This window comes from Pantoea sp. OVA07A (assembly GCF_019969975.1).
Lineage (GTDB): Bacteria > Pseudomonadota > Gammaproteobacteria > Enterobacterales > Enterobacteriaceae > Pantoea > Pantoea agglomerans.
On record NZ_JAHXYM010000001.1, the window covers coordinates 100,642 to 123,018 of the forward strand.

Annotated in this window: 25 protein-coding genes and 1 other annotated feature; of the genes, 9 read left to right on the forward strand and 16 right to left on the reverse strand. The window is 53.7% G+C overall.

The genetic code is table 11. The features are described from left to right. Window positions 1-2 precede the first annotated feature (2 nt). From LC417_RS00400 to LC417_RS00425, 6 genes are read left to right on the forward strand one after another with little or no spacing between them, the layout of a single operon-like run. Complete coding sequence (locus LC417_RS00400) at window positions 3-917, forward strand: FkbM family methyltransferase (RefSeq protein ID WP_223565321.1); 915 nt, start codon at window positions 3-5, stop codon at window positions 915-917. A gap of 7 nt (window positions 918-924) precedes the next feature. Next, the gene (locus tag LC417_RS00405; protein WP_223565322.1) at window positions 925-1,680 is read left to right on the forward strand and encodes a glycosyltransferase family 2 protein; all 756 of its coding nucleotides are present in this window, start codon (window positions 925-927) and stop codon (window positions 1,678-1,680) included. 1 nt (window position 1,681) lies between these two features. Next, window positions 1,682-2,317, forward strand: coding sequence for a phosphodiesterase (locus tag LC417_RS00410; protein WP_223565323.1), 636 nt, complete (start codon window positions 1,682-1,684; stop codon window positions 2,315-2,317). Further along, entirely contained in the window at window positions 2,314-2,943 is a 630-nt protein-coding gene (locus LC417_RS00415; protein WP_064690210.1) for an HAD family phosphatase, read from the forward strand. Before LC417_RS00410 ends, LC417_RS00415 begins: the two co-directional genes overlap by 4 nt. Then, window positions 2,940-3,656 (forward strand): glycosyltransferase family 2 protein, encoded by a 717-nt coding sequence (locus LC417_RS00420; protein WP_223565324.1) that lies wholly within the window; start codon window positions 2,940-2,942, stop codon window positions 3,654-3,656. Before LC417_RS00415 ends, LC417_RS00420 begins: the two co-directional genes overlap by 4 nt. Then, window positions 3,653-3,973, forward strand: coding sequence for a hypothetical protein (locus LC417_RS00425; protein WP_223565325.1), 321 nt, complete (start codon window positions 3,653-3,655; stop codon window positions 3,971-3,973). Before LC417_RS00420 ends, LC417_RS00425 begins: the two co-directional genes overlap by 4 nt. Before the next feature lie 127 nt (window positions 3,974-4,100). Here the strand turns inward: LC417_RS00425 and LC417_RS00430 are convergent, their stop codons facing one another. The 12 genes from LC417_RS00430 to hisL all read right to left on the reverse strand — a co-directional run bounded on the left by LC417_RS00430 (window position 4,101) and on the right by hisL (window position 14,182). Next, window positions 4,101-5,399, reverse strand: a complete 1,299-nt coding sequence (locus LC417_RS00430; RefSeq protein WP_033758378.1) for a succinylglutamate desuccinylase/aspartoacylase family protein — start codon at window positions 5,397-5,399, stop codon at window positions 4,101-4,103. Between the two features lie 106 nt (window positions 5,400-5,505). Beyond that, the gene (locus LC417_RS00435) at window positions 5,506-6,297 is read right to left on the reverse strand and encodes an ABC transporter substrate-binding protein (RefSeq protein ID WP_061703778.1); all 792 of its coding nucleotides are present in this window, start codon (window positions 6,295-6,297) and stop codon (window positions 5,506-5,508) included. A 66-nt stretch (window positions 6,298-6,363) separates the two neighbouring features. Then, window positions 6,364-6,840 carry a YbaK/prolyl-tRNA synthetase associated domain-containing protein gene (locus LC417_RS00440; protein WP_223565326.1) on the reverse strand — a complete coding sequence of 159 codons (477 nt, stop codon included), beginning with the start codon at window positions 6,838-6,840 and terminating at the stop codon, window positions 6,364-6,366. Between the two features lie 115 nt (window positions 6,841-6,955). Then, the gene (gene hisIE, locus LC417_RS00445) at window positions 6,956-7,567 is read right to left on the reverse strand and encodes a bifunctional phosphoribosyl-AMP cyclohydrolase/phosphoribosyl-ATP diphosphatase HisIE (RefSeq protein ID WP_010670963.1); all 612 of its coding nucleotides are present in this window, start codon (window positions 7,565-7,567) and stop codon (window positions 6,956-6,958) included. After that, window positions 7,561-8,337, reverse strand: a complete 777-nt coding sequence (gene hisF, locus LC417_RS00450; protein ID WP_010670962.1) for an imidazole glycerol phosphate synthase subunit HisF — start codon at window positions 8,335-8,337, stop codon at window positions 7,561-7,563. Before hisF ends, hisIE begins: the two co-directional genes overlap by 7 nt. Further along, window positions 8,319-9,056 carry a 1-(5-phosphoribosyl)-5-[(5-phosphoribosylamino)methylideneamino]imidazole-4-carboxamide isomerase gene (gene hisA / locus LC417_RS00455; protein WP_031591331.1) on the reverse strand — a complete coding sequence of 246 codons (738 nt, stop codon included), beginning with the start codon at window positions 9,054-9,056 and terminating at the stop codon, window positions 8,319-8,321. Before hisA ends, hisF begins: the two co-directional genes overlap by 19 nt. Next, window positions 9,056-9,646: an imidazole glycerol phosphate synthase subunit HisH gene (gene hisH, locus LC417_RS00460; protein ID WP_008926061.1), complete on the reverse strand. Its 591-nt coding sequence runs from the start codon at window positions 9,644-9,646 to the stop codon at window positions 9,056-9,058. Before hisH ends, hisA begins: the two co-directional genes overlap by 1 nt. Then, the gene (gene hisB, locus LC417_RS00465) at window positions 9,646-10,713 is read right to left on the reverse strand and encodes a bifunctional histidinol-phosphatase/imidazoleglycerol-phosphate dehydratase HisB (protein WP_010670960.1); all 1,068 of its coding nucleotides are present in this window, start codon (window positions 10,711-10,713) and stop codon (window positions 9,646-9,648) included. The genes hisH and hisB overlap by 1 nt, the downstream gene beginning before the upstream one ends. Next, window positions 10,710-11,786, reverse strand: a complete 1,077-nt coding sequence (gene hisC / locus LC417_RS00470; RefSeq protein WP_022625006.1) for a histidinol-phosphate transaminase — start codon at window positions 11,784-11,786, stop codon at window positions 10,710-10,712. The genes hisB and hisC overlap by 4 nt, the downstream gene beginning before the upstream one ends. Further along, window positions 11,783-13,087, reverse strand: a complete 1,305-nt coding sequence (hisD, locus tag LC417_RS00475; protein WP_115758973.1) for a histidinol dehydrogenase — start codon at window positions 13,085-13,087, stop codon at window positions 11,783-11,785. Before hisD ends, hisC begins: the two co-directional genes overlap by 4 nt. 3 nt (window positions 13,088-13,090) lie before the next feature. After that, window positions 13,091-13,990: an ATP phosphoribosyltransferase gene (hisG, locus tag LC417_RS00480; RefSeq protein ID WP_004571317.1), complete on the reverse strand. Its 900-nt coding sequence runs from the start codon at window positions 13,988-13,990 to the stop codon at window positions 13,091-13,093. A gap of 48 nt (window positions 13,991-14,038) precedes the next feature. Then, window positions 14,039-14,159, reverse strand: a sequence feature (His leader region). Beyond that, on the reverse strand, window positions 14,135-14,182 hold the full coding sequence (hisL, locus tag LC417_RS00485; RefSeq protein ID WP_100396937.1) for a his operon leader peptide: 48 nt from the start codon (window positions 14,180-14,182) through the stop codon (window positions 14,135-14,137). Its footprint overlaps the feature before it by 25 nt. 179 nt (window positions 14,183-14,361) lie before the next feature. On the opposite strand from hisL, the gene LC417_RS00490 reads away from it, so the two are divergent. Continuing rightward, window positions 14,362-15,189: an SDR family oxidoreductase gene (locus LC417_RS00490; RefSeq protein WP_033788300.1), complete on the forward strand. Its 828-nt coding sequence runs from the start codon at window positions 14,362-14,364 to the stop codon at window positions 15,187-15,189. Window positions 15,190-15,357: 168 nt separating this feature from the next. On the opposite strand, the gene LC417_RS00495 is transcribed toward LC417_RS00490, so the two are convergent. Genes LC417_RS00495 through puuD form a run of 3 tightly spaced genes read right to left on the reverse strand, consistent with a single transcriptional unit; the run spans window position 15,358 to window position 17,971 of the window. Then, window positions 15,358-16,635, reverse strand: coding sequence for an FAD-binding oxidoreductase (locus LC417_RS00495; protein WP_010248052.1), 1,278 nt, complete (start codon window positions 16,633-16,635; stop codon window positions 15,358-15,360). Between the two features lie 18 nt (window positions 16,636-16,653). Then, the gene (gene puuR / locus LC417_RS00500) at window positions 16,654-17,211 is read right to left on the reverse strand and encodes an HTH-type transcriptional regulator PuuR (protein WP_010670955.1); all 558 of its coding nucleotides are present in this window, start codon (window positions 17,209-17,211) and stop codon (window positions 16,654-16,656) included. Next, window positions 17,204-17,971 (reverse strand): gamma-glutamyl-gamma-aminobutyrate hydrolase, encoded by a 768-nt coding sequence (puuD, locus tag LC417_RS00505; RefSeq protein ID WP_033778812.1) that lies wholly within the window; start codon window positions 17,969-17,971, stop codon window positions 17,204-17,206. The genes puuR and puuD overlap by 8 nt, the downstream gene beginning before the upstream one ends. Window positions 17,972-18,172: 201 nt before the next feature. Between puuD and LC417_RS00510 the strand changes: the two genes are divergently transcribed. Then, window positions 18,173-19,591, forward strand: a complete 1,419-nt coding sequence (locus LC417_RS00510; protein ID WP_029519623.1) for a glutamine synthetase family protein — start codon at window positions 18,173-18,175, stop codon at window positions 19,589-19,591. 405 nt (window positions 19,592-19,996) lie between these two features. Continuing rightward, window positions 19,997-21,355 carry an APC family permease gene (locus LC417_RS00515; protein WP_010248042.1) on the forward strand — a complete coding sequence of 453 codons (1,359 nt, stop codon included), beginning with the start codon at window positions 19,997-19,999 and terminating at the stop codon, window positions 21,353-21,355. A 47-nt stretch (window positions 21,356-21,402) separates the two neighbouring features. On the opposite strand, the gene ygbI is transcribed toward LC417_RS00515, so the two are convergent. Next, entirely contained in the window at window positions 21,403-22,164 is a 762-nt protein-coding gene (gene ygbI, locus LC417_RS00520) for a DNA-binding transcriptional repressor YgbI (RefSeq protein ID WP_033758363.1), read from the reverse strand. Window positions 22,165-22,377 lie beyond the last annotated feature (213 nt).

Genomic DNA, 22,377 nt, shown 5'->3' on the forward strand with positions numbered 1-22,377 from the left:
TAATGAAGCAAAATGATATTATCATCGATGTTGGTGCAAACTTTGGTGGTTTCTCCTTAGAAATAGCTGAAAGAAATCCAACTTATAATGTCTATGCTATTGAAGCTGAACCAAATTTAGCTGCGCAGTTAAATGAAAATGCTACGAACAATGGTTTAGAAAATCACAAAGTTATTAATTGTGCGGTAAATGAAGAAGAAGGGGATTTTCAGTTTTATGTCTCCGAACTGGGTGACCATGGGACCTCCAGTTTGCTCCCTTTTTCTCAGGATAATATAACGCATGATGAATACTGGAAAGATCGGAATGACCTGCATCATTCAAAAAGTGTTGTAGTCCACGCAAAGCCACTTGAAAAAATTCTTGATGAAATTAGTTTTAATAACGTCGCTTTCATAAAAATTGATGTCCAGGGACTTGATCTTGCAGTATTAAAATCATCGGGGTCTTATTTGAACCGAATTCAGGCGGGTATGTTAGAAGTACCCTCTGTACTTTCAAAGTCACTGTATGATAATACCAGTGAAGACTTAATGTCCGCTTTAGAGTTCCTGAAAGAGAGTGGTTTCAGTGTTTATGCGGTAAAACCCAACGACCCAGCTGCAAACGAGTTCAACGTCTTTTTTGTAAAAAATGGTCTGGATTATAAAGAGATTGAGGAAAAGTTAAATCTGCTGAATTTCCATTTCTATGACGGCAAGCACTTTTGGCATGCCCCATCTCATAAACTGGAAAACCCTGAACAACATATTCTAAACTTAAATGAAGTCGTCTCTTCGTTATCACAAGAAGTTGAGTCGTTGAAACTAAAAGTGGACTCTGTGATTACTGAGAAGGAAGAATTAAAACGAGCTTTAGACGTAATTGAAACTAATAAAGCTGTGCGATTCTTAAAGTTGCTCAAATTAATCAAGTGAGAATGATATGCTTAACATTGTAATTCCTATGGCTGGTGCTGGAAGTCGTTTTGCTAAAGCTGGTTACTCAGATCCAAAGCCATTGATAAAAGTACATGGCGTACCAATGGTCAATATTGTTATTAACAATCTGAAGCCAAAGCAGCCTCATAAGTTTATTTTTATTATTCAAAAAGAACATGAGCAACGCTATCAGCTTTCTGCACTTTTGAAAAGTTGGGAGCCTACTTGTGAAATAGTTACCACAGATGGACTCACTGAAGGTGCTGCCTGTACGGTGTTATTAGCGAAAGATCATATCAATTCAGATGACCCGCTAATGATTGCCAATAGCGATCAATATGTTGACTGCTCAATTGATGACTATCTCAACTCTATGACAGCTCATAACTATGACGGGTTGATCATGACTATGAAAGCTGACGACGCAAAGTGGTCTTTTGTAGGATTTGACGCTAGTGGTAAGGTAAATAAAGTTGTTGAGAAAGAAGTTATTTCTGATGAAGCTACCGTTGGAATTTACAACTTTAAAAAAGGTTGTGAGTTCGTTAAATCCGCTGAAGAAATGATTAATAAAAACGAGCGTGTAAATAACGAGTTTTATGTTGCGCCAGTTTATAACTATTTGATTGAGAGTGGTTCGACTATAGGCGTATTTAATGTTGGCTCTGAAGCAGATGGCATGTATGGTCTGGGTATTCCAGCCGATTTAGATCTTTTTAAATCACTGGAATTGTCTAAGAAAGCAACTGCGGGGATTTAAAATGGAGATTATTAGCCATCGTGGGTACTGGAAATCTGCTAGCGAAAAAAATATTCTGCAAGCCTTCAATCGTTCTTTTGAACTTGGTTTAGGCACTGAAACTGATGTGAGAGATTTTAATGGTCAGTTGGTGATATCACATGATATTCCCACTGGCAATGAAATGACTGTTGCAGATTTCTTTCAGTTAGTAGGTGATAAAGATTTTTCGCTCGCCCTTAATATTAAATCAGACGGGTTAACTGATAAGTTAAGCCAGCTTATTGAAAAGTTTAATATTCGAAATGCATTTGTTTTTGATATGTCAGTTCCCGACCAGATAGCTTACGCCAAAAATGGCAAAATCCCATTCTTTTCCCGCGCTAGTGAATATGAACCGGTTATTTCATTATATGATTCATGTCACGGTGTATGGCTGGATGCATTTAAATCTGTCTGGTATGATGAAAAGTACATTAAAGACATATTAAATGATGGTAAGAAAGTTTGCATCGTCAGTCCTGAGTTACATAAACGAGATAATTATAAAGATCTCTGGAATATGCTCTTAGTTTCAGGTCTTAATGTTTGCGATAAAGTCATTCTTTGCACGGATTTTCCAGAAGAAGCTATTGCTTTTTTTAAGGAGTCAAAATGATTAAGGCTGTTATTTTCGACATGGATGGTGTATTGATTGAAGCCAAAGAATGGCATTACGAAGCTCTCAATAAAGCGTTAAATCTCTTTGGGTACAACATCAACCGATATGATCACTTAACTAAATTTGATGGATTGCCCACTAAAGATAAGTTAAATATTCTTTCTGCCGAGTATTCCCTACCGCGCGAATTACATGCTTTCATTAATGAGATGAAGCAGCATTACACAATGGAAATCGTGCACACTAAGTGTAAGCCTCTTTTTATTCATGAATATGCTTTATCACGATTGAAGTCTGAAGGGCTCCTCTTAGCTGTTGCATCAAACTCCATAAAAAATACCGTCACAACGATGATGGAAAAGGCTTCACTGAGTCAGTATCTGGAAGTTATGCTTTCTAATGAAGATGTAAAAAAAGGGAAGCCTGACCCGGAGATCTACACGAAAGCAATTGGTCTGTTAGGTTTGAAACCCGAAGAGTGTGTTGTCGTCGAAGATAATGAGAACGGTATCAAATCTGCTACTGCAGCAGGCGCAAATGTGCTGGTTGTACATGATGTCAGCGATGTCACTTATCGCAACATTAAGGCTTATATCGACTCTGTTAGTGGAGAATTAAAGTGAATGTAATTGTACTCGCTGCTGGAGAAAGCTACACAGACAGTGCAGACAAAGGTTATCCACTTTGTCTTACTGAGTTTAATGGTGTTCCGCTGCTACAGAAGATTTCTGAAAAACTCGCATTTAACTCTGGCAAAACTGTTTTCCTCTTTCAGGATAAACATATTAAAAAGCATCATTTAAACAATATCGTTCAGCTTCTGAGTAATGGAAATTTCGAATCTTTCCCTGTGCCTGAAAATACTGCAGGAGCTGCATGCACCGCACTATTGGGCGTGGTCGGGTTAGAGCAGGAAGAACCTTTGTTAATTGTTAGTGCTAATCAGTATTTAGATATCGACTATCAGGAATTTACAACTGAGATGAAATCTAAAAATTATGATGCTGGCACTGTGATTTTTGATTCCGTTCATCCAAGATATTCGTATGTACTGCTGGATGATCAGAAATGCGTTGTTGAAGCTTCTGAAAAAAATCCAATCAGCCGAAATGCTACTGCAGGGGTTTACTGGTTCAGTAAAACCCGTGACTTTTCAAACTCAGTAATGAATATGATTCGTAAAGATGCACGCGTAAATGAGCATTTTTACATCTGCCCTTCATTTAATGAACTTATCCTTTTAGGAAAAACAATAGGTGTTAAAGAGATTGATAAAAGTTTTTATCATCCTCTGAAAACTCAAACCCAATTTGATTCTAATAAGGGTGACCTGTGAAAAGCTTTGAACTGGATAAAATGACTGCAGGCTGGTTTGTTGGTGGTTTCCAGCCTTCTGCTTTTTCAAGTGATGCCTGTGAAGTGGCAGTTAAAAGATACCAAAAAGGCTCTTTTGAAAAAGAACATTATCATAAAATTGCCACAGAAATAACTTGCATTGTAGAAGGTGAAGTTATTATGTGTGGAAAAAAATGGACTACCGGTGACATAATTGTGCTGGAACCCGGAGAAATTACTTCATTTGAGGCTTTAACGGATGCAATTACTACGGTTGTAAAATTGCCTGGTGCTTTGAATGATAAGTACGTAGTGTGAAAAAAAAAGGTGGTGTATATTTACACCACCTTGGCTTTTATAGACTGGTTTTATTGTGACAGGTTACGTGCCTGGAATGTCACTGTTCATTCCTTATGTATCTTGTGCATATTGCAAACAGCCTTAATTACCCTACCAGCAAATCCCCGCTCCGAATCTCTCGCTCACCTGCCAGCCTCACAACCAGCATGCCTGCCGTCGCAAACTTAGCCCAGTGTCTCGCATAGAGAATACCGCCATGTTCCGTCACCAGCGGCGTAATCTGGTCAGTTATCGGGTCAACAATCTCCGCCACCACTTCTCCCGGCCGAATCTTTGCGCCCAGCGGTTTACGATGCAGGATCAGTCCGGATACCGGCGAATGAATATATTCACAGCCCGCTAACGGCGTAGGTGGATTTTTCAGGGCAGGGGAGGCCGCCGCCGATCCTTCGCTGTGACGCTCTTTGATGACGCCAGCTTCTCCAGGTGCTTCAGCGATATCTGGCACGTTTAAACCAATCGGGCCGTCATTGATAGCCACGATATCGTCACCGCCCGCGCTCGCCGGGACCAGTTCGTCGCCACCAATCACGGGCGCCGCCACTTCCACGGAAATCGCAGGCTCGCTGTAGCCGATATAACCCCCTTCCTGCAGCGCCGAAATAATCGCCTCCGCATCTTTCTCCGCCTGTTCAGGCGACACATCACGTACACCGCGCAACTCCAGCGTCACCGGCAGCAATCCCCGTGGCATCGGATAATCTTTGCCAAACCGTTCCGCCAGCGTCAGCCAGGGTTCGCAACAGGCTTCATCAAACGGTTCACCGCCAGAGATCTGCGCCAGCAGCTGCACCTCGCTGCCTAACCAGCGCGCCAGTGGCTCAATGTCCGGCCAGGCGTGCGGCGTGGTGTACAGGTGTGGCACGGCTTCCCAGTCACAGTGCAGATCAATCATCAGATCGGCCTGGCTGGCCATCCGCATCAGCGTGTGGCGTTGCGCATCCAGCTCGGTTTTTGGCACGGTATCACGATAGTGACGATCAATCGCCTCGCGGATCAGGCTTTTATTCTGCGTTTCACTCTGGGTCAGACTCTCAGCCAGCCCGGCCGCCAGGGTTGCGCCCAGTGACGGGAAACGGCGGTTGAAGTCCTGGCCAGAGAGCGTATGGAATCGGCCCAGATGGGTACCATGCCAGTGCTGTCCCAGCGCCAGGGGATTAGCAACCGGCACCAGGGTAAAGGCGGCTTTAAGTTGACCGGCGGACTCCAGCGCCTGTAGTCGCTGCTTTAAAAACCACGCCACCGCCATACCGGGCAGTTCGTCGCCATGCAGCGCAGCCTGAATGTAGACCTGACGCTCGTTGTCTTCCGCGAAATGGAAACTGATGATTTCACGCTGGGTGCCTAAAGAGGCGCTTAACAGTGGATGATGTTGTTGATGCATACCGTGTTAATGTCCTTTAATCGGCAAAGGACGACAGCGCGCCGTCCCGAAATAGTTAGAGTATAGTGCCGGATCGCGGTGAGGATGAAAAAGGGCGACCGCGAGGTTAAGGCTGGATAGAGATATCCGTGGCGAAGTAGCGCTTCTGAATCTGGTCAAAGGTGCCATTCTTTTTGATTTCGACGAAGGCGTTATCCAGTGCGGTTTTCAGCTCGGTATCGCCTTTACGCAGGCCAATCGCCGTGCCGGGGCCGATGATCGGATCCTGTATAATCGGGCCAGCCAGTTCAAAATCTTTGCCCTGCGGATGCTTCAGGAAGCCGATGGCAGCCTGTGCCGCATCAGTGAATACCGCATCCAGTCGGCCTGAAACCAGATCGCTTTCAACCTGTGCCTGATCGCCATAAGGCACCACGGTCACACCGTGAGGCTGCCATTTCGCCAGCGCATAGCGCTCCTGAACCGTTCCCTGTTCTACGCCGACCGTTTTTCCTTTCAGGGATTCAACGTCAGGCAGTATGCCAGCACCTTTACGGGCAATCAGCTGAGTGTGGGTATCATAGAGCGGCGCGGTGAAATCAATCTGCTTCAGGCGCTCTTCGGTAATGCCCATGTCGGACAGAATGGCATCAAATTTACGCGCTTTAAGGGCCGGGATCATGCCGTCAAACTGGCTTTCAACCCAGACACATTTTGCCTGCATCTGAGTACAAAGCGCATTGCCCAGATCAATATCAAAGCCGACCAGCTTGCCCTGTGGCGTTTTCGATTCGAAGGGCGGATAGGTCGGATCGACCGCGAAACGCACCTGTTCGATTTTTGCCTGCGCGCCAAAAGCGCAGCCTGCCATAACCGCCACAGCCAGCGTCTGACGCAGGCGTTGAGTAAAAATGTTCATGATTTTGCTCTTATTCTGTCGTGATGAGTGATTATGCAGAGTATCGCCGGGCTGCCGGGATGGCAATTACTGCGTAATCTTCACCACGTCAGCCGCGCATAACGCGCGATAATCTTCGGTATTCAGGATCACTGAGCATTCCAGCAGACCGGCGTTAAACGCGATCTCCGGATAACGTTCAAACAGCGCGGGGTCAACAATCAGTCTGAGGTCGGGATGAAAGCTGAACGGTGGTATCGCCCCGAATACGCAGCCGGTCAGCTGATCGGTTTCCGCCGGACTGGCGAGTGAGGCGCGTCTTCCTCCGACCGCGGCCGCGACTTTGCCCAGATCGGCCTGATGATCGGCAGGTAAAACCGCCAGTACATGCTGTTTAACGCCGTTGCCTTTCACATGACAGACCAGCGCTTTAGCACCCTGGCCGATTTTGGTGCCGCGTATCGCCGCGACCGCTTCACATTTACCGGTCGCCTCATGCTCCATCAGGCGATAGCGTGCCTGGTGCTGGTCGAGCAGGGCGATTAATTTCTCATGGGTGGTCACGGTTCTCTCCCTGAGGTTTGAGTTGCCGTCATTGTGCCGGATGGACGTGAGGAATGAGCAGAAGACTGCTCAGAATCCGCATAAAAAACGAAATTCTGAGCAGCATATTGCACAGTTACTTATGGCGGTCGCGCAGGTTGTTGATCACGGCGCGGAAGTCGAGATCCTGATCCTGCAACAGCACCATCAGGTGATAGACCAGGTCAGAAGCTTCGTTGGTGAGTTCATCCCGATCGTTGACCGTGGCGGCCAGTGCGGTTTCAACGCCTTCTTCACCCACTTTCTGCGCGATGCGTTTGGTGCCGCTGGCGTAGAGTCGTGCGGTGTAGGAGCTTTCAGGATCGGCGGTTTTACGCGAGGCCAGCAACTGCTCAAGCTGATAGAGGAACGTCCACTCAGGGACCGCCGGTGAGAAGCAGCTGGTGGTGCCCAGATGGCAGGTCGGGCCAATAGGATCCGCCAGCACTAACAGGGTGTCATTGTCGCAGTCAGGCGTGATGCTCACGACCTGCAAAAAGTTGCCGGAGGTTTCGCCTTTGGTCCACAAGCGATTTTTGGTGCGGGAGAAAAAGGTGACCTTGCTTTCTGCCAGTGTTTTCTCCAGCGCGGCCGGGTTCATGTAGCCATGCATCAGTACTTCGCCTGAGACGAAGTGCTGGACAATGACCGGCATCATGCCCTGTGTTTTATCCCAGTCGAGAAGGGCCTGTTGTTGTTCAGTTAGCACGCGCGAATCTCCACTCCGTTGTCGATCAGAAAGCTCTTCAGCTCACCAATATTAATAATCTGCTTATGGAATACCGAGGCGGCTAAAGCACCATCCACGTTAGCTTCGGTAAACGCATCCAGGAAGTGCTGCATGGTGCCTGCGCCGCCAGAGGCGATGAGGGGCACGTTGCAGACTTCACGCATTTTCTTCAGCTGCACCAGGTCATAGCCGTTACGCACGCCATCCTGATTCATCATGTTCAGCACGATCTCGCCTGCGCCCAGCTTCTGCACTTCCTGCACCCACTCCAGCGTTTCCCACTGTGTCACGCGGGTGCGCGCTTCGTCGCCGGTATACTGATTCACCTGATATTTACCGCTGGCTTCATCAAACCAGGTATCGATCCCGACCACAATACACTGCACGCCAAAACGGTCCGCGAGGCGGGTAATGAGCGTGGGATCGGCCAGCGCCGGCGAGTTAATCGAAATCTTATCTGCGCCAAACTCCAGAATGCGCGCTGCGTCTTCCGGGGTTTTAATGCCGCCCGCGACGCAGAACGGGATATCGATTACTTCCGCAACCCGCGAGACCCAGCTTTTGTCGACGACCCGGCCATCGGATGAGGCGGTGATATCATAGAACACCAGCTCGTCGGCACCTTCGGCAGCATAGCGCTGCGCCAGCGGCACGATGTCGCCGATGATTTCGTGATTGCGAAACTGTACGCCTTTGACCACCTGGCCGTCACGTACGTCCAGGCAGGGAATTATCCGTTTTGCCAGCATGCGATCGCCTCCGAAACAGTGAATTTATCTTCCAGCAGCGCACGTCCGACAATCACGCCCTGAACGCCGCTGCCGCGCAGGGCGGCGATATCATTGAGGTCGCCAATGCCACCCGAGGACTGGAAAGCAATCGTCGGAAAGCGCGCCGTCACTTCCTGATAGAGCGCAACATTGGAGCCGCTCAGGGTGCCGTCGCGAGAAATGTCGGTGCACAGCACGTGCTTCAGGCCCACCTGCTGAAAGTCGGTAATCACCTCTTCCAGCGTGACACCCGCCGCTTCCTGCCAGCCACTGATTGCCACTTCTTTGCGGTTACTGGCATCAATGCGCACATCTAACGCAAGCACAATCGCCTCTGCGCCAAATTCCGCAAACCACCGTTTTACCTCTTCAGGCTGTTTCACCGCCGTGGAACCAACCACCACACGACTCGCTCCGGCTTCAAGCAGCGCATGAACATCGTCACGGCTGCGAATGCCGCCACCGACCTGCACCGTCACATCAACGCCATCCAGCAGGGTTTTCAATAGCGCGATCTGGCGTTTCGCCGGATCTTTCGCGCCGGTTAAATCCACCAGATGCAGCACGGTCGCGCCCTGGCGAACGTAATCCTGCAGACGTGGCAGCGGATCGCTGCCGTAATCGCGCTGCTGTCCATAATCGCCCTGATGCAGACGAACCACTTTGCCGTCAATTAAATCTAACGCGGGGATAATCATTACATCTCCAGGAAGTTTTTCAGCAGCTGCGCGCCCGCTTTGCCCGAGCGTTCCGGGTGGAACTGGACGCCAAAGAAGTTATCTTTCTGCACCGCGGCGGTGAAAGCTTCACCGTAGTGACACTGTGCGATGGTGCTGGCGTTGACCGGCATGGCATAGCTGTGGACGAAGTAGAAATAGCAGCCTTCGTCGATGCCACGGAACAGATGATTGCCCGCCTGCGCGGTAATCTGGTTCCAGCCCATGTGTGGCAGCGGCAGGCCGTGCGTGTCCATTAACGACACCGGCTCATCGATAATCCCCAGCGTCGGCACGCCGCCGTTTTCATCGCTGCCTCGACCCAGCAGCTGCATACCCAGGCAGATCCCCAGCACCGGCTGGGTACAGGCTTTGACCAGATCGATCAGGTCACGCTCTTCCAGCTGATTCATTGCCGCCTGCGCGGTGCCTACGCCGGGCAGAAACAGTTTATCGGCACGCAGCACCACATCGGGGTCGCGGCTTACTTCCGGGGTGTAGCCCAGACGTTCAATCGCCCATTTCACCGACGACAGGTTGGCGCAACCGGTATCCATGATCACCACGTTCATCACAGCACTCCCTTCGAGCTTGGCAGCGTATTGCCCTCAACGCGGATCGCCTGACGCAGCGTACGGCCAAAGGCTTTAAACAGGCTCTCGACGCGGTGATGGTCATTCTTGCCTTTGGTTTTAAGATGCAGGGTGCTCATCATGGCGTAGGAGAGCGAGCTGAAGAAGTGCTCGACCATCTCGGTGCTGAGGTCGCCCACGCGCTGATAGTTGAACTCCGCTTTGAACTCGATGTGCGGACGGCCGGAGATATCCAGCGCGCAGCGCGCCAGACATTCATCCATCGGCAGCACAAAGCCGAAACGGCCAATGCCTCGCTTGTCGCCCAGCGCCTTCAGCAGCGCTTCGCCCAGTGCCAGACCGGTATCTTCCACCGTGTGGTGATCGTCAATATAGAGATCGCCTTTCACTTCGATGTTCATGCGGAACCCGCCGTGTACGGCGATCTGGTCCAGCATGTGGTCGAAGAAACCCACGCCGGTATTAATCTTGCTGCCGCCTTCGCGATCCAGCCACAGTTCTACCCGCACCTGTGTCTCTTTGGTGTTGCGCTGCACCAGCGCATGGCGGTCACGCTGGGTCAGACGCTGCTGGATAGTCTGCCAGTTCTGGCCGTCAGCACCGTAGCGGATAGGCTGGATGCCCATGTTCTCTGCCAGCTGGACATCGGTCAGGCGATCGCCAATCACGTAGCTGTTGGCGGTATCCAGCGCGCCTTCGGCCAGCCAGGCTTCCACCATTCGGGTTTTCGGCTTGCGACAGTCGCAGTGATCGTCCGGCATGTGCGGGCAGATCAGCACATCGTCAAACGCAATGCCCTGCGAGGTCAGGATCTGCATCATCAGATTGTGCGGGCCATCGAAATCGGCCTGCGGGAAACCCGGGGTGCCAAGACCATCCTGGTTAGTGATCATGACCAGGCGATAACCGGCGGCCTGCAGTGCCAGCAGCGCCGGGATAACATCTGGCTCAAACGCCAGCTTATCCATGCGGTCCACCTGATAATCTTCAGGCGGCTCAGAGATTAACGTACCGTCGCGGTCAATAAAAAGGGTCTTCTGGCTCATGCTTGCTCCACAGAAAAGGCTTGCAGCGCGGCGATCACTCGTTCGCACTCTTCACGCGTGCCGATGGAGATGCGCAGGCATCCCGACAGGCCCGGATTTTTGTTCTGATCACGCAGGATAATGCCCTGATCCCATAAGGTTTTGAAGACTTTTGGTGAATCGGTAAAGCGCGCCAGCACATAGTTGGTTTCACTGGAGAAAACCTGCTCAACGCAGGCCAGCTGAGCCAGTTCAGCCTGCAGCCAGCTACGATTCTCATTCAGCTGTGCCACATGTTCACGCATCAGCGCAATTCCCTGGTCGCTCAGCGCCTGACCGGCGACATCGGCCACCGGTGTCGCCAGCGGGTAGGGTGCGATCACCTTCATCAGCAGGTCGATGACCGGCTTATTCGCCAGCGCAAAGCCGCAACGCAGGCCAGCCAGCGCAAAGGCTTTAGAAAGCGTACGCAGGATCACCAGATGCGGATAATCCTTCAGCCAGCCAGTCAGGGTCGCCTGCGGGCAGAACTCAATATAGGCTTCATCTGCGACTACCAGCGCTTTACCGGCGGTCATCGCCAGCAGCTGACGGATGTCGTCCTGATTGATCAGGTTGCCGGTCGGGTTGTTCGGGCTGCAGAGGTAAACCACTTTGACGCCATCCAGTTGCTCTGCAATGGCAGGCAGGTTCAACTGCCAGTCGGTCAGGGCCGGAACGGTACGGTATTCAATGCCGATGGTTTCGGCGCTGACGCTGTACATGCCATAGGTCGGTGGACAGAACAGAATCGCATCCTGACCCGGCTCACAGAAGGCACGCATGATCAGTTCGATGGCTTCATCCGCGCCACGGCTCACCAGCACCTGCTCCGGCGTTAAGCCTGCATAAGCAGCGTAGCGCTCAATCACCACTTTAGGCTGACACTCCGGATAGCGGTTCAGCGTCTGCTGCGACAGCTCAAACGGCACCGGCAGCGGAAACTCGTTGGCATTGAGCCAGACATCTCCGTTGCCACCCAGACGACGCGCCGACATATAGGGCGTCAGGGCGCGCACATTGGCGCGCGCCAGCTGCTCAATATCCTGACTCATGCTTGCTCCTTCAGTGCGGCAACGCGCAGGGTGACGGCATTCTTATGGGCATCCAGCTGCTCGGCGGCGGCCAGGGTTTCAATGGTGGCGGCCAGGTTCAGGAAGCCCTGCGGCGTCAGCTCCTGCACCGTCATGCGTTTCTGGAAATCGGCCAGGCCCAGGCTGGAACAGGTCGAGGTGTAACCGTAGGTCGGCAACACGTGATTGGTGCCAGAGGCGTAATCGCCCGCGGACTCCGGCGACCAGTCGCCTAAAAATACCGAACCGGCGCTGGTAATCGACTCCACCAGATCGCGCGGCTGGCGGGTCTGCAGAATCAGGTGCTCCGGGCCGTAAAGATTAGAGATCGCGACACACTGCTCAAGGTCACGCGCCACAATCAGGCGGCTGCTTTCCAGCGCCTGACGCGCTGTGGCAGCCCGCGGCAACTGCGCCAGCTGCTGCTCAACCGCGACCGCGACCGCCTCGGCCAGTTTTAATGAAGGCGTCAGCAGAATCACCTGCGAGTCAGGACCATGCTCTGCCTGTGAGAGCAAATCAGACGCGACAAACGCGGGCGTGGCGCCTTCATCCGCAATCACCAGCACTTCAGAAGGACCCGCCGGCATATCAATCGCCGCGCCATCGAGTCGCTGACTTACCTGACGTTTCGCTTCTGTCACCCAGGCGTTGCCCGGGCCAAAAATCTTATCCACGCGCGGCACGGTTTCGGTGCCGAAGGCCATCGCGGCAATGGCCTGCGCGCCGCCCACCTGGAACACCTCTTCTACGCCGCACAACTGGGCGGCATAAAGGATCTCATCGGCAATCGGCGGCGGCGAACAGAGCACGACGCGACCACAGCCAGCGATACGGGCCGGGGTCGCCAGCATCAGCACGGTGGAGAAGAGCGGGGCGGAACCACCAGGAATATAGAGTCCGACCGATTTTACCGGACGGGTAATCTGCTGGCAGCGTACGCCTGGCTGGGTTTCCACATCCACCGGCGGCAGGATCTGCGCGTTGTGGAAGGTTTCGATATTGCCCACCGCGACAGCCATCGCCTGCTTCAGCTCGTCACTCAGACGTAAGCTGGCTTCTGCGATTTGCTGCGCGGTAACACGCAGGTTATCCACCTGCGCTTTGTCGAAGCGGGCGCTGAATTCGCGCAGGGCGTCATCACCATTCAGCTTTACCTGCTCCAGCACATCGCGCACCGTCAGCGTCACGTTTTCAGAGGCGGCGATAGCAGGACGTAACAGCAGCGCCTGCTGCTGTTCGGGGGTGCACTGCTGCCACTCAATCGGGGTAGAAAAAGCCATGGCTTACTCCATCATCTTCTCAATAGGCAGCACCAGAATCGAACTGGCACCCAGCGCTTTCAGTTTTTCCATGGTTTCCCAGAACAGGGTTTCGCTGCTGACCATGTGCATCGCCACGCGGCTGACATCGCCTGCCAGCGGCAGCACGGTCGGGCGCTCTGCGCCAGGCAGCAGGCTGATCACTTCTTCCAGGCGCTCACTTGGCGCGTGCAGCATGATGTACTTCGATTCACGCGCTTTAATCACGCCCTGAATACGGGTCATCATCTTGTCGATCAGCTCCTGCTTGGCGGCAGGCATCTCGCCGTCACGCTGGATCAGCACCGCTTTTGAACGATAGATCACTTCAACTTCGCGCAGGCCATTGGCTTCCAGCGTAGCACCGGTAGAGACCAGGTCGCAGATGGCATCAGCCAGACCGGCACGGGTCGCCACTTCTACGGAACCGTTCAGTAAACAGGTCTTAAAGCTGACGCCTTTTTTGTCGAGGTATTGTTTTAACAGGTGCGGATAGGAGGTGGCGATACGGGATTTATCCAGGCATTCCGGGCCGGTGTACTCGGCATCTGTCGCCATCGCCAGTGACAGACGGCAACCGCCGAAGTCGAGGCGGCGCAGCGTAAAGTAGCGCGGATCTTCACCCTGGGCACGGCGCGACAGCAGCTCTTCTTCCAGTACGTTCTCGCCGATGATGCCTAAATCGACCACACCATCCATCACCAGGCCAGGAATATCGTCATCGCGCACGCGCAGGATGTCGATCGGCATGTTCTCCGCAAACGCAATCAGGCGCTGTTGCTGAAGGTTGATTTTAACGCCGCAGCGCGCCAGCAGTTCGCGTGAATCATCACTTAAACGGCCAGATTTCTGCATAGCTATGCGTAAACGGGTGTTATCTAACATGGTTCCTGTCCTCTTAATTCGGTCCTGAATGTGTGGTTACGTCAGCCCATAAAAAAACCCCCGGAAGACGATCTTCCGGGGGTTCTCTTGCGTTCACACCACTGGAAGATCTTGAAAGTCTTCCAGCACCAATCGCCTGAAAGACTAGTCAGGATGATGGTGGTGATGATGGTTGAACTGAACGCGTGTCATAATAATCTCGTCGATGAATGAGTATTCATTTGTGGGGTTTAACCTAGCGAAGATGGCTGCGCTTGGCAACACTTTTTTAAACGGGCGGTTCGGAAAGCGCTGAAACAGGTTGTTCTGGTTTGCAATCAGGGGGCAAACTACGGTGAAGTCAGGGTTGATGTTTCACGTCAGGAGTCAAAATGAAGAAGGTCGCGATTGTGGGACTGGGCTGGTTGGGTATGCCGCTGGCCACGGCGTTAACGGCGCGAGGCTGGCAGGTCACCGGCAGCAAAACCACGCCAGACGGTATAGACGCGGCACGCCGCTGCGGCATTGAGGCGTTCCAGCTGGAACTGACGCCGGAACTGCTCTGTGATGCCGCCGATATTGAGCCGCTATTCAACGTCGATGCGCTGATCGTTACACTGCCCGCCAGCCGCACTGCGGAAGGTGGCGAAGCCTATCTGCAGGCGGTGCAGAATGTGGTCGATACGGCGCTGGTTTATAAGGTACCGCGCATTATCTTTACCAGTTCCACCTCAGTCTATGGCAGCAGCGCCGGCGCTAAGCGGGAAAACAGCCCGCTGGACGCAGAAACGGTGGCCGGAAAGACGCTGGTTAAACTGGAGAACTGGCTGCACGATCTGCCAGGCACCAGCGTAGATATTGTGCGGCTGGCCGGTCTGGTAGGACCAAAGCGCCATCCGGGACGCTTCCTCGCCGGCAAGCAGGATGTGGCCAATGGCTCGCAGGGCGTGAATCTGGTGCATCTGGATGATGTGGTGGAGGCGATCACGCTGCTATTGCAGTCGCCCAAAGGGGGACGGGTCTACAATCTGTGTGCCTCGAAACATCCCTCGCGTGACACCTTCTATCCTGCGGTCACGCACCAGCTTGGGCTGCAGCCGCCGCAGTTCGCACCCGAGCCGGAAAAGAATAGCGGCAAGCTGATTGATGGTTCCCGCATCTGTAGCGAACTCGGTTTTGAGTACCGCTATGACGACCCGATTAAAATGCCGCTGGAGTGATACGCGGCTGGCGCTGTTGCGGGGGCTGAGTGCTCCCGCTCTGATAGGTGAAAGTTCTGCTCTTCCTGTAGTTACAACATACTATAACAGTTTAAACAACAGGGCAGAATGTGCCCCGCTGAAAGACCTGTTTTCATCAGGCCAGACAGCCAGGTCTGGCCCTCAGCCTCATACCCCTAACCGATCCCTCAACGCATACCACACTGCGCCCATCGCCGTCAGCGGCACCTTAAATCGTCGCCCACCGGGAAACGGCAGATGAGGCAGGCGGGCGAAGGCATCAAAACGCTCGGCGTCGCCGCGTAACACTTCGCTGATCAGCTTGCCGGAAAGATGCGTACTGGTTACGCCATGACCGCTGTCACCCTGCATAAAATAGACATTCTTCTCCAGTCGGCCAAACTGCGGCATGCGCGACAGCGTCAGGAGGAAATTGCCGCTCCAGCTGAAGTCCAGCTTCACGTTCTGCAACTGCGGGAAAGTGCGGCGCAGCTTGGGCCGGATCAACGCTTCAATATCGGCCGGTTCCCGTGCGCCATAAACCACGCCGCCGCCATAGAGCAGCCGGTTGTCCGCCGTCAGACGGAAGTAATCCAGCAGATAGTTACAATCTTCCACACAGTAGTTGTTCGGCATCAGCGACAACGCCTGGTCGGTTGACAGCGGTTCGGTTGCCACAATCTGCGATCCGCACGGCATGCTTTTCCTGCTCAGTCGCGGTTCCAGCTGCGGGGCCAGATAGGCATTCCCGGCGAAGATCACAAAGGTCGCGCTGACCTCGCCCTGGGCGGTTTTTACCCGGTTTGGTGTGCCATAAACCACACTGGTCGCCGCGGACTGTTCATAGATGCGTCCGCCATGTCGACGGATCGCCTCCGCTTCCCCCAGCGCCAGGTTCAGCGGATGCAGATGGCCGCCGCGCCGATCCAGCAGCCCGCCAACGTAGCGTTCGGTGGCGACTTCACGGCGGATGGCTCGCTCATCCAGTAGTTCCAGATCATGATTCCCATACTGCTGCCATAACGCTTTCTGTTTTCGCAGATGCGCCATCTGACGTGCATTCAGGGCCGCAAAAACGCCGCCAGGCCGGTAATCGCAGTCGATCGCGTACCGCTTAATGCGATCGCGGATGATTTCAGCGCCTTCAAACATCATGCTGCCCAGCATACGGGCGCTCTCTTTACCGTAGCGCTGCTCAATCACATCCACGTCGCGGCTGTAGGAGTTCACCACCTGACCGCCGTTACGCCCGCTGGCACCAAAGCCGACCCGCGCCGCTTCCAGCACAACCACGTCATAGCCTACCTCGGTCAGATGCAGCGCCGCCGAAAGACCGGTGAAACCGCCACCAATAATGCAGACGTCACACTGAATGCTCTCCTGTAATGTCGGCCAGGGCGCATGCGGATTGGCGGTCGCTGCGTAATAACTCTCCACGTAATTCATAACAACCTCCGGAAGCGCCTAAAAGTTGGCTGGCGTATGGGCACTGACAATGCGGCAGGGGATTTCAGCACGGTTGGTGAAACTGTGTGGTAAGCCCGTATCAATGACGTAGCTCTCTCCGGCGGAGAGATGATAGTGCTCTCCGTTGATGACCAGCGTAATCTCTCCTTCCAGCAGCGTGCCGGTCTCTTCGCCCGGATGACGCAGCTTCTCGCCAGTGCTGGCACCGGGTTGATAAGTTTCCAGCAGCATGCCCAGCGTGCGCTGTGCACGGCCATTGTCGATAAGCTTCAGCGAAACCCCCTGACTGCCAATCTCCAGCAGGTCGCTGGCGCGGACAATGACCTTAGGTTCCGCATCCGGTTTGGGTTCCGAGAAGAACTCTGACAGCGAGAGCCCATAGACTTTAAGCAGCTTCTGCAGGGTGCTGACCGCCGGGCTGACCTTATCCTGTTCAATGGTGCTGATGGCGCTATGGGTCAGTCCGGCCAGTTCGGCGACACGGCGTTGCGACAGCCCCAGTGTCTGCCGGATCTGCGCCAGCCGTCGTCCCGGCGCCAGCGTGGCATCACTCATTTTCTTTTTCCTTGTGATAACGAATGGCGGCCTGAATAAAGCCACTGAAGAGCGCTTGCGATCCCGCCGTGTGTTCCGGCTGCCACTCGGGATGCCACTGCACCGCCAGGGCGAAGGGATGATGGCGCAGACTCACCGCCTCAATCAGGCCATCCGGCGCGCGCGCTTCAACGCGCAATTGCGGGCCCGGTTCGCGTACCCCCTGATGATGCAGTGAATTGACCGCCAGCGGACTGTTGCTGTCCAGCAGCGTCGCCAGCAGGCCGTCGGGTTCGATAGTGATTGGATGCGTCGGCGCATACTGCTGCTCCAGCGGCTGCGTCTCATCTTCATGATGACGCTGAAACGGCGGCTGCCCGCTGAGCTCCCGCCACAGCGCACCGCCATTTGCCACCACCAGCTCCTGCAGCCCACGGCAGATCCCGAACATCGGCATCTTGTGGCTGGTGGCCCAGGTGATCAGCTGAAAGGCGAGATGGTCACGGCCCGGATCGGCATGCAGCTCTTCGCCCGCCTCGCCATAATGCCAGGGTTCGATATTGCTGGGGCTGCCGGTCAGCAGCAGACCATCCAGAACAGCCATAGCGTTTTCTAATAGATGAGGCGCATTCATCAGACTGTGGGGCAGGGCCAGTGGTACGCCACCCGCAAGGACAACCGCATCGGTATACTTATTGTGAACCGTCTGGCTCGGATGGCCGCCCAGATCCTTCTGGCACATCACTACGCCAATCAACGGCTTGTCAAAAATAATGCCCATCTCACGTCCTCGCATCGCTGTTCGAAATATCTACCGAAAGGGCACGTCTGGCGGTTAAGTGTGCAATATTTTTTCAATCTAGCAATCTGCTGTTTGTTCTTCAAACAGATTTGTTACATTTGCACACTTTTTATGTTGGCGCTATGTTAGTGGTGTGGCTGTTATTTTGAGCATTACGCAAACCTAATAGGGGCGGGTGAGATCATGACTAACCTGGTAGAAGTGGAAGACTTCACGCTTCACAGTGAAGAGAAACGAACCAGCGCGTTCCAGCTTGAGGTGAAAACCTGGCTGGAGCGCCATCCTGACACGCAGTATGTCGACATCCTGTTAAATGATTTAAATGGTGTGTTCCGCGGCAAGCGTATTCCGGTCTCTGCGCTGCCTAAGCTGGAAAAAGGGTGTTATTTCCCCGCCTCGGTGTTTGCCATGGATATCCTCGGCAACACAGTAGAAGAAGCGGGACTCGGCCAGTCACTGGGCGAACCCGATAATCTCTGCCTGCCCGTCACCGGTACTTTAGTTCCCTCCGCGTCTGACCCTCAGCACATTGCGCAACTGCTGTTAACCATGTGCAACCAAGATGGCACTCCCTTTGACGTTGAACCCCGAAATGTCCTTAACCGGCTGTGGCAACAGCTGCGTAACCGAGGTCTGTTCCCGGTGGTAGCGGTAGAGCTGGAGTTCTATCTGGTGGACAAAAAGCGCGATGCGGAAGGCTTTATCCAGCCGCCGTGTTCGCCCGGCAGTGATGAACGCAATATGCAGAGCCAGGTCTACTCGGTAGATAACCTCGATCATTTTGCCGATGTGCTGCGTGACATCGACGATCTGGCCCGTCAGCAGGACATCCCGGCCGATGGTGCGCTGGCGGAAGCCTCGCCCGGACAGTTTGAAATTAACCTGCATCATACCCGCGACGTGCTGCGGGCCTGTGACCATGCGGTGCAGCTGAAACGCCTGATTCGTCAGGTGGCAGAAAATCACGGTATGACCGCCACGTTTATGGCGAAGCCCTATGAGGAGTACGCGGGCAGCGGCATGCATGTGCATATCAGCATGCTGGATGCCGCCGATCACAACGCCTTTGCCTGCGATGACGGCAGTGATTCGCCGCTGATGAAACGGGCGCTGGCCGGGATGATCGATCTGATGCCCGCCTCAATGGCGCTGCTGGCACCCAATGTGAATGCCTATCGTCGTTTTGTTCCGGACGCCTATGTGCCGTTGCAGGCATCGTGGGGCCATAACAACCGGACCGTTGCGCTGCGGGTGCCGTGCGGGGATATCGACAATCATCGTATTGAGTACCGTGTTGCGGGCGCGGATGCTAATCCCTACCTGGTGGTGTCGGCTATTCTTGCGGGGATGCTGCATGGGCTGGATACCCAGTTGCCGTTGCCCCATCCGGTCACCGGCAACGGTCACCATGCCGAGGGTCTGGCACTGCCGATCCGCCAGAGCGATGCGCTGTATGAGTTTGACAACAGCTATCCGCTGCAGAAGTTACTGGGCGAACGCTTTGCCAGTGTCTGGCACAGCTGTAAGCATCATGAACTGATGCAATTTGAACGGCTGATTACGTCGACCGAGATCGACTGGATGCTGAAAAATGCCTGACAGGTTTTTTTACCTGTTATCTGACGGGCTTTTTTTTGCATAAGATGCCCCGATGGCTTGTATTCCTGCCATGGGTTAGGGCAGAATACGCGGCCTGCAAAATCAGATGATAACCGACGCTTACCGCGCCGGTTATTTTTTTGCATCCAGTTTTATTAGAGCGTTTTTTGCTGACTTAACCGAGGCCGGGCACGCACCCGGATAGATAAACACTGAAAACACGCATAAGCGTGAGATTGAGGATTACAAAGATGGGGATGTTTTACACTCTGCCAGCCAACGCTGGTACGCGTTTTCGTGATGACTACGGCGCCGCGTTAACCGCTAACCTTACTCCCTGTCGCTTAATGCGCAGTTGCCCTGTGACCCAGCCCAGCCAGGTTGTCGCACATGGGGGACTGAAGCATGTCGCTTAATACCTCCGCCGCACCGCAGCGTGCGCAACTCAAAAAAACACTCACGTTACTTCCGGTCGTCATGATGGGCTTAGCCTACATGCAGCCTATGACCCTGTTCGATACCTTTGGCATCGTTTCCGGGCTGACCGAAGGTCACGTCGCCACCGCTTATGCTTTCGCGCTGATTGCGATTCTGTTCACTGCCGTGAGTTACGGTAAGCTGGTACGCCGCTTCCCCTCTGCGGGCTCCGCTTATACCTACGCTCAGAAGGCGATCAGTCCGCACGTCGGCTTTATGGTCGGCTGGTCATCACTGCTGGACTACCTGTTCATGCCGATGATCAACATCCTGCTGGCTAAAAACTATTTTGAATCGCTGGTGCCGGGCATCCCGTCGTGGATTTTTGTGGTGTTGCTGGTCGGGTTTATGACGCTCTCTAACCTCAAGGGCATCAAAACCGTCGCCAACTTCAACAGTGTGATTGTGGTGCTGCAGGTGGTGGTCATGGTCGGGATTACCGCGATGGTAATCTACGGTGTGGCAAGCGGCGTAGGTTCCGGCACGCTGGTGAGCAGCCGTCCATTCTGGTCTGAGAATGCGCATGTGGTGCCGATGATTACCGGTGCGACGATACTCTGTTTCTCGTTCCTCGGCTTTGATGGCATCAGTTCGCTGTCGGAAGAGACCAAAGATGCAGAACGCACCATTCCGCGCGCTATTTTCCTGACCGCGCTGATTGGTGGGGTGATCTTTATCGCGGCATCTTACTTCCTGCAGCTCTACTTCCCGGACATCACCCGCTTCCAGCACCCGGACTCATCGCAGCCTGAAATCATGCTGTTCGTGGCCGGTAAAGCGTTGCAGGTCGGCATCCTGATCTTCTCGGTGGTCACGGTGCTGGCATCCGGTATGGCGGCGCACGCTGGCGTCTCGCGTCTGATGTATGTGATGGGCCGTGATGGTGTGTTCCCGGAGCGTTTCTTCGGTTACATCCATCCGAAATGGCGTACCCCGTCGCTCAACGTGCTGCTGGTGGGTGCGATTGCGCTGATGGCGATTAACTTCGACCTGGTGACTGCAACCGCGCTGATTAACTTTGGTGCGCTGGTGGCGTTTACCTTCGTTAACCTGTCGGTGATTGCGCAGTTCTGGGTCCGTGAGAAGCGTAACCGCACGCTGAAAGATCACGTTCAGTATCTGCTGCTGCCGCTGCTTGGCGCGCTGACGGTGGGTGCGCTGTGGGTGAACCTGGAAGAGAGTTCTATGGAGCTGGGCCTGATCTGGGCCGCCATCGGGATTATCTACCTGGCATTCGTAACCCGCAGCTTCCGTAATCCGGTGCCGCAGTTCAGCGAAGAAGTTTAATCACGCTCACGTTGCCGCCTTCCCGGTTCAGGGAAGGCGGCGACAGCTTAACCAGCCAGTACCAGTTCACAGCTCCCCGCACTTAACAGCTCCCGCGCCGACTCACTCAGATGCGTGTCTGTCACTACCCGATCAAAGCTCTCCAGCGGTAAAGCCAGAAACGTCGCAATCCTGTTGTACTTCGAACTGTCACTCAGCAATACCCGCTTACTGCTCACTTCACTCACCGCCTGCTTCACCATCACTTTATCTTCATCCGGCGTAAACAAGCCACGCGGCCCCCAGCAGGAGGCGGAAATAAAGGCAATATCAATGGCCAGATGACGCAGGCTGCGTGCCGCCGACTCGCCGACACAGGAGCGGTTCTCCCGGCAAACGGTGCCGCCCGTGTGAATAACCCGGCACTGACTGGCCTCCATCAGCAGATTCGCCACCATAAAATCATTGGTCACCACCAGTAAATCATCACGATCCACCACTTCTCTTGCCAGCGCTAACGTTGTGGTTCCGGCATCCAGGTAGATGCAGCTGTTACGTGGGATCTGTCGGGCGGCGGTGCGACCAATGGCGCGCTTCTCTTCGTTGTAGAGGGCGCTTTTCGTCAGATGTGACGGCTCAGCCGCCAGCCGGTCGGCTGAGCGCACGCCGCCGGAGACCGACAGCACGGCCCCTTGCTCCTCCAGTTTCTGCACATCACGGCGTATGGTCATGTGTGACACACCCAGCCGTTCAGTGAGTTCTGCAATGCTCACCACGCCACGATCGGCCACCAGCGCAAGAATCTGTTGATGACGTTCAACCGGAATCATATCGGCTCCCTGATGATTACCATTTTTTCACATTATAAAGGATCTGCCGGTTAACCAGAACAAATAATAACAGCGGCAAACCCAGCAACGACGGCGGTAACTGCACTGCAACAGGGCCGGTGCTGCCAATCTGGTAATGTTAAAAATTGTTCTGGTTCACATCTGGAATGTTTTTTTGTGAGCGGAAACACATTTTTGCCGACAGTAAACTGG

Coding starts and splice junctions, on each gene's coding strand:
- puuD (WP_033778812.1), bottom strand. CDS start 17,971: ATGGGCATTATTTTTGACAAGCCGTTGATTGGCGTAGTGATGTGCCAG.
- LC417_RS00490 (WP_033788300.1), top strand. CDS start 14,362: ATGAAGAAGGTCGCGATTGTGGGACTGGGCTGGTTGGGTATGCCGCTG.
- hisA (WP_031591331.1), bottom strand. CDS start 9,056: ATGATTATCCCCGCGTTAGATTTAATTGACGGCAAAGTGGTTCGTCTG.
- LC417_RS00400 (WP_223565321.1), top strand. CDS start 3: ATGAAGCAAAATGATATTATCATCGATGTTGGTGCAAACTTTGGTGGT.
- hisD (WP_115758973.1), bottom strand. CDS start 13,087: ATGGCTTTTTCTACCCCGATTGAGTGGCAGCAGTGCACCCCCGAACAG.
- LC417_RS00430 (WP_033758378.1), bottom strand. CDS start 5,399: ATGCATCAACAACATCATCCACTGTTAAGCGCCTCTTTAGGCACCCAG.
- puuR (WP_010670955.1), bottom strand. CDS start 17,211: ATGAGTGATGCCACGCTGGCGCCGGGACGACGGCTGGCGCAGATCCGG.
- hisB (WP_010670960.1), bottom strand. CDS start 10,713: ATGAGCCAGAAGACCCTTTTTATTGACCGCGACGGTACGTTAATCTCT.
- LC417_RS00435 (WP_061703778.1), bottom strand. CDS start 6,297: ATGAACATTTTTACTCAACGCCTGCGTCAGACGCTGGCTGTGGCGGTT.
- LC417_RS00495 (WP_010248052.1), bottom strand. CDS start 16,635: ATGAATTACGTGGAGAGTTATTACGCAGCGACCGCCAATCCGCATGCG.
- hisH (WP_008926061.1), bottom strand. CDS start 9,646: ATGAACGTGGTGATCATGGATACCGGTTGCGCCAACCTGTCGTCGGTG.
- hisF (WP_010670962.1), bottom strand. CDS start 8,337: ATGCTGGCAAAACGGATAATTCCCTGCCTGGACGTACGTGACGGCCAG.
- LC417_RS00415 (WP_064690210.1), top strand. CDS start 2,314: ATGATTAAGGCTGTTATTTTCGACATGGATGGTGTATTGATTGAAGCC.
- LC417_RS00515 (WP_010248042.1), top strand. CDS start 19,997: ATGTCGCTTAATACCTCCGCCGCACCGCAGCGTGCGCAACTCAAAAAA.
- LC417_RS00410 (WP_223565323.1), top strand. CDS start 1,682: ATGGAGATTATTAGCCATCGTGGGTACTGGAAATCTGCTAGCGAAAAA.
- LC417_RS00405 (WP_223565322.1), top strand. CDS start 925: ATGCTTAACATTGTAATTCCTATGGCTGGTGCTGGAAGTCGTTTTGCT.
- hisG (WP_004571317.1), bottom strand. CDS start 13,990: ATGTTAGATAACACCCGTTTACGCATAGCTATGCAGAAATCTGGCCGT.
- ygbI (WP_033758363.1), bottom strand. CDS start 22,164: ATGATTCCGGTTGAACGTCATCAACAGATTCTTGCGCTGGTGGCCGAT.
- hisC (WP_022625006.1), bottom strand. CDS start 11,786: ATGAGTCAGGATATTGAGCAGCTGGCGCGCGCCAATGTGCGCGCCCTG.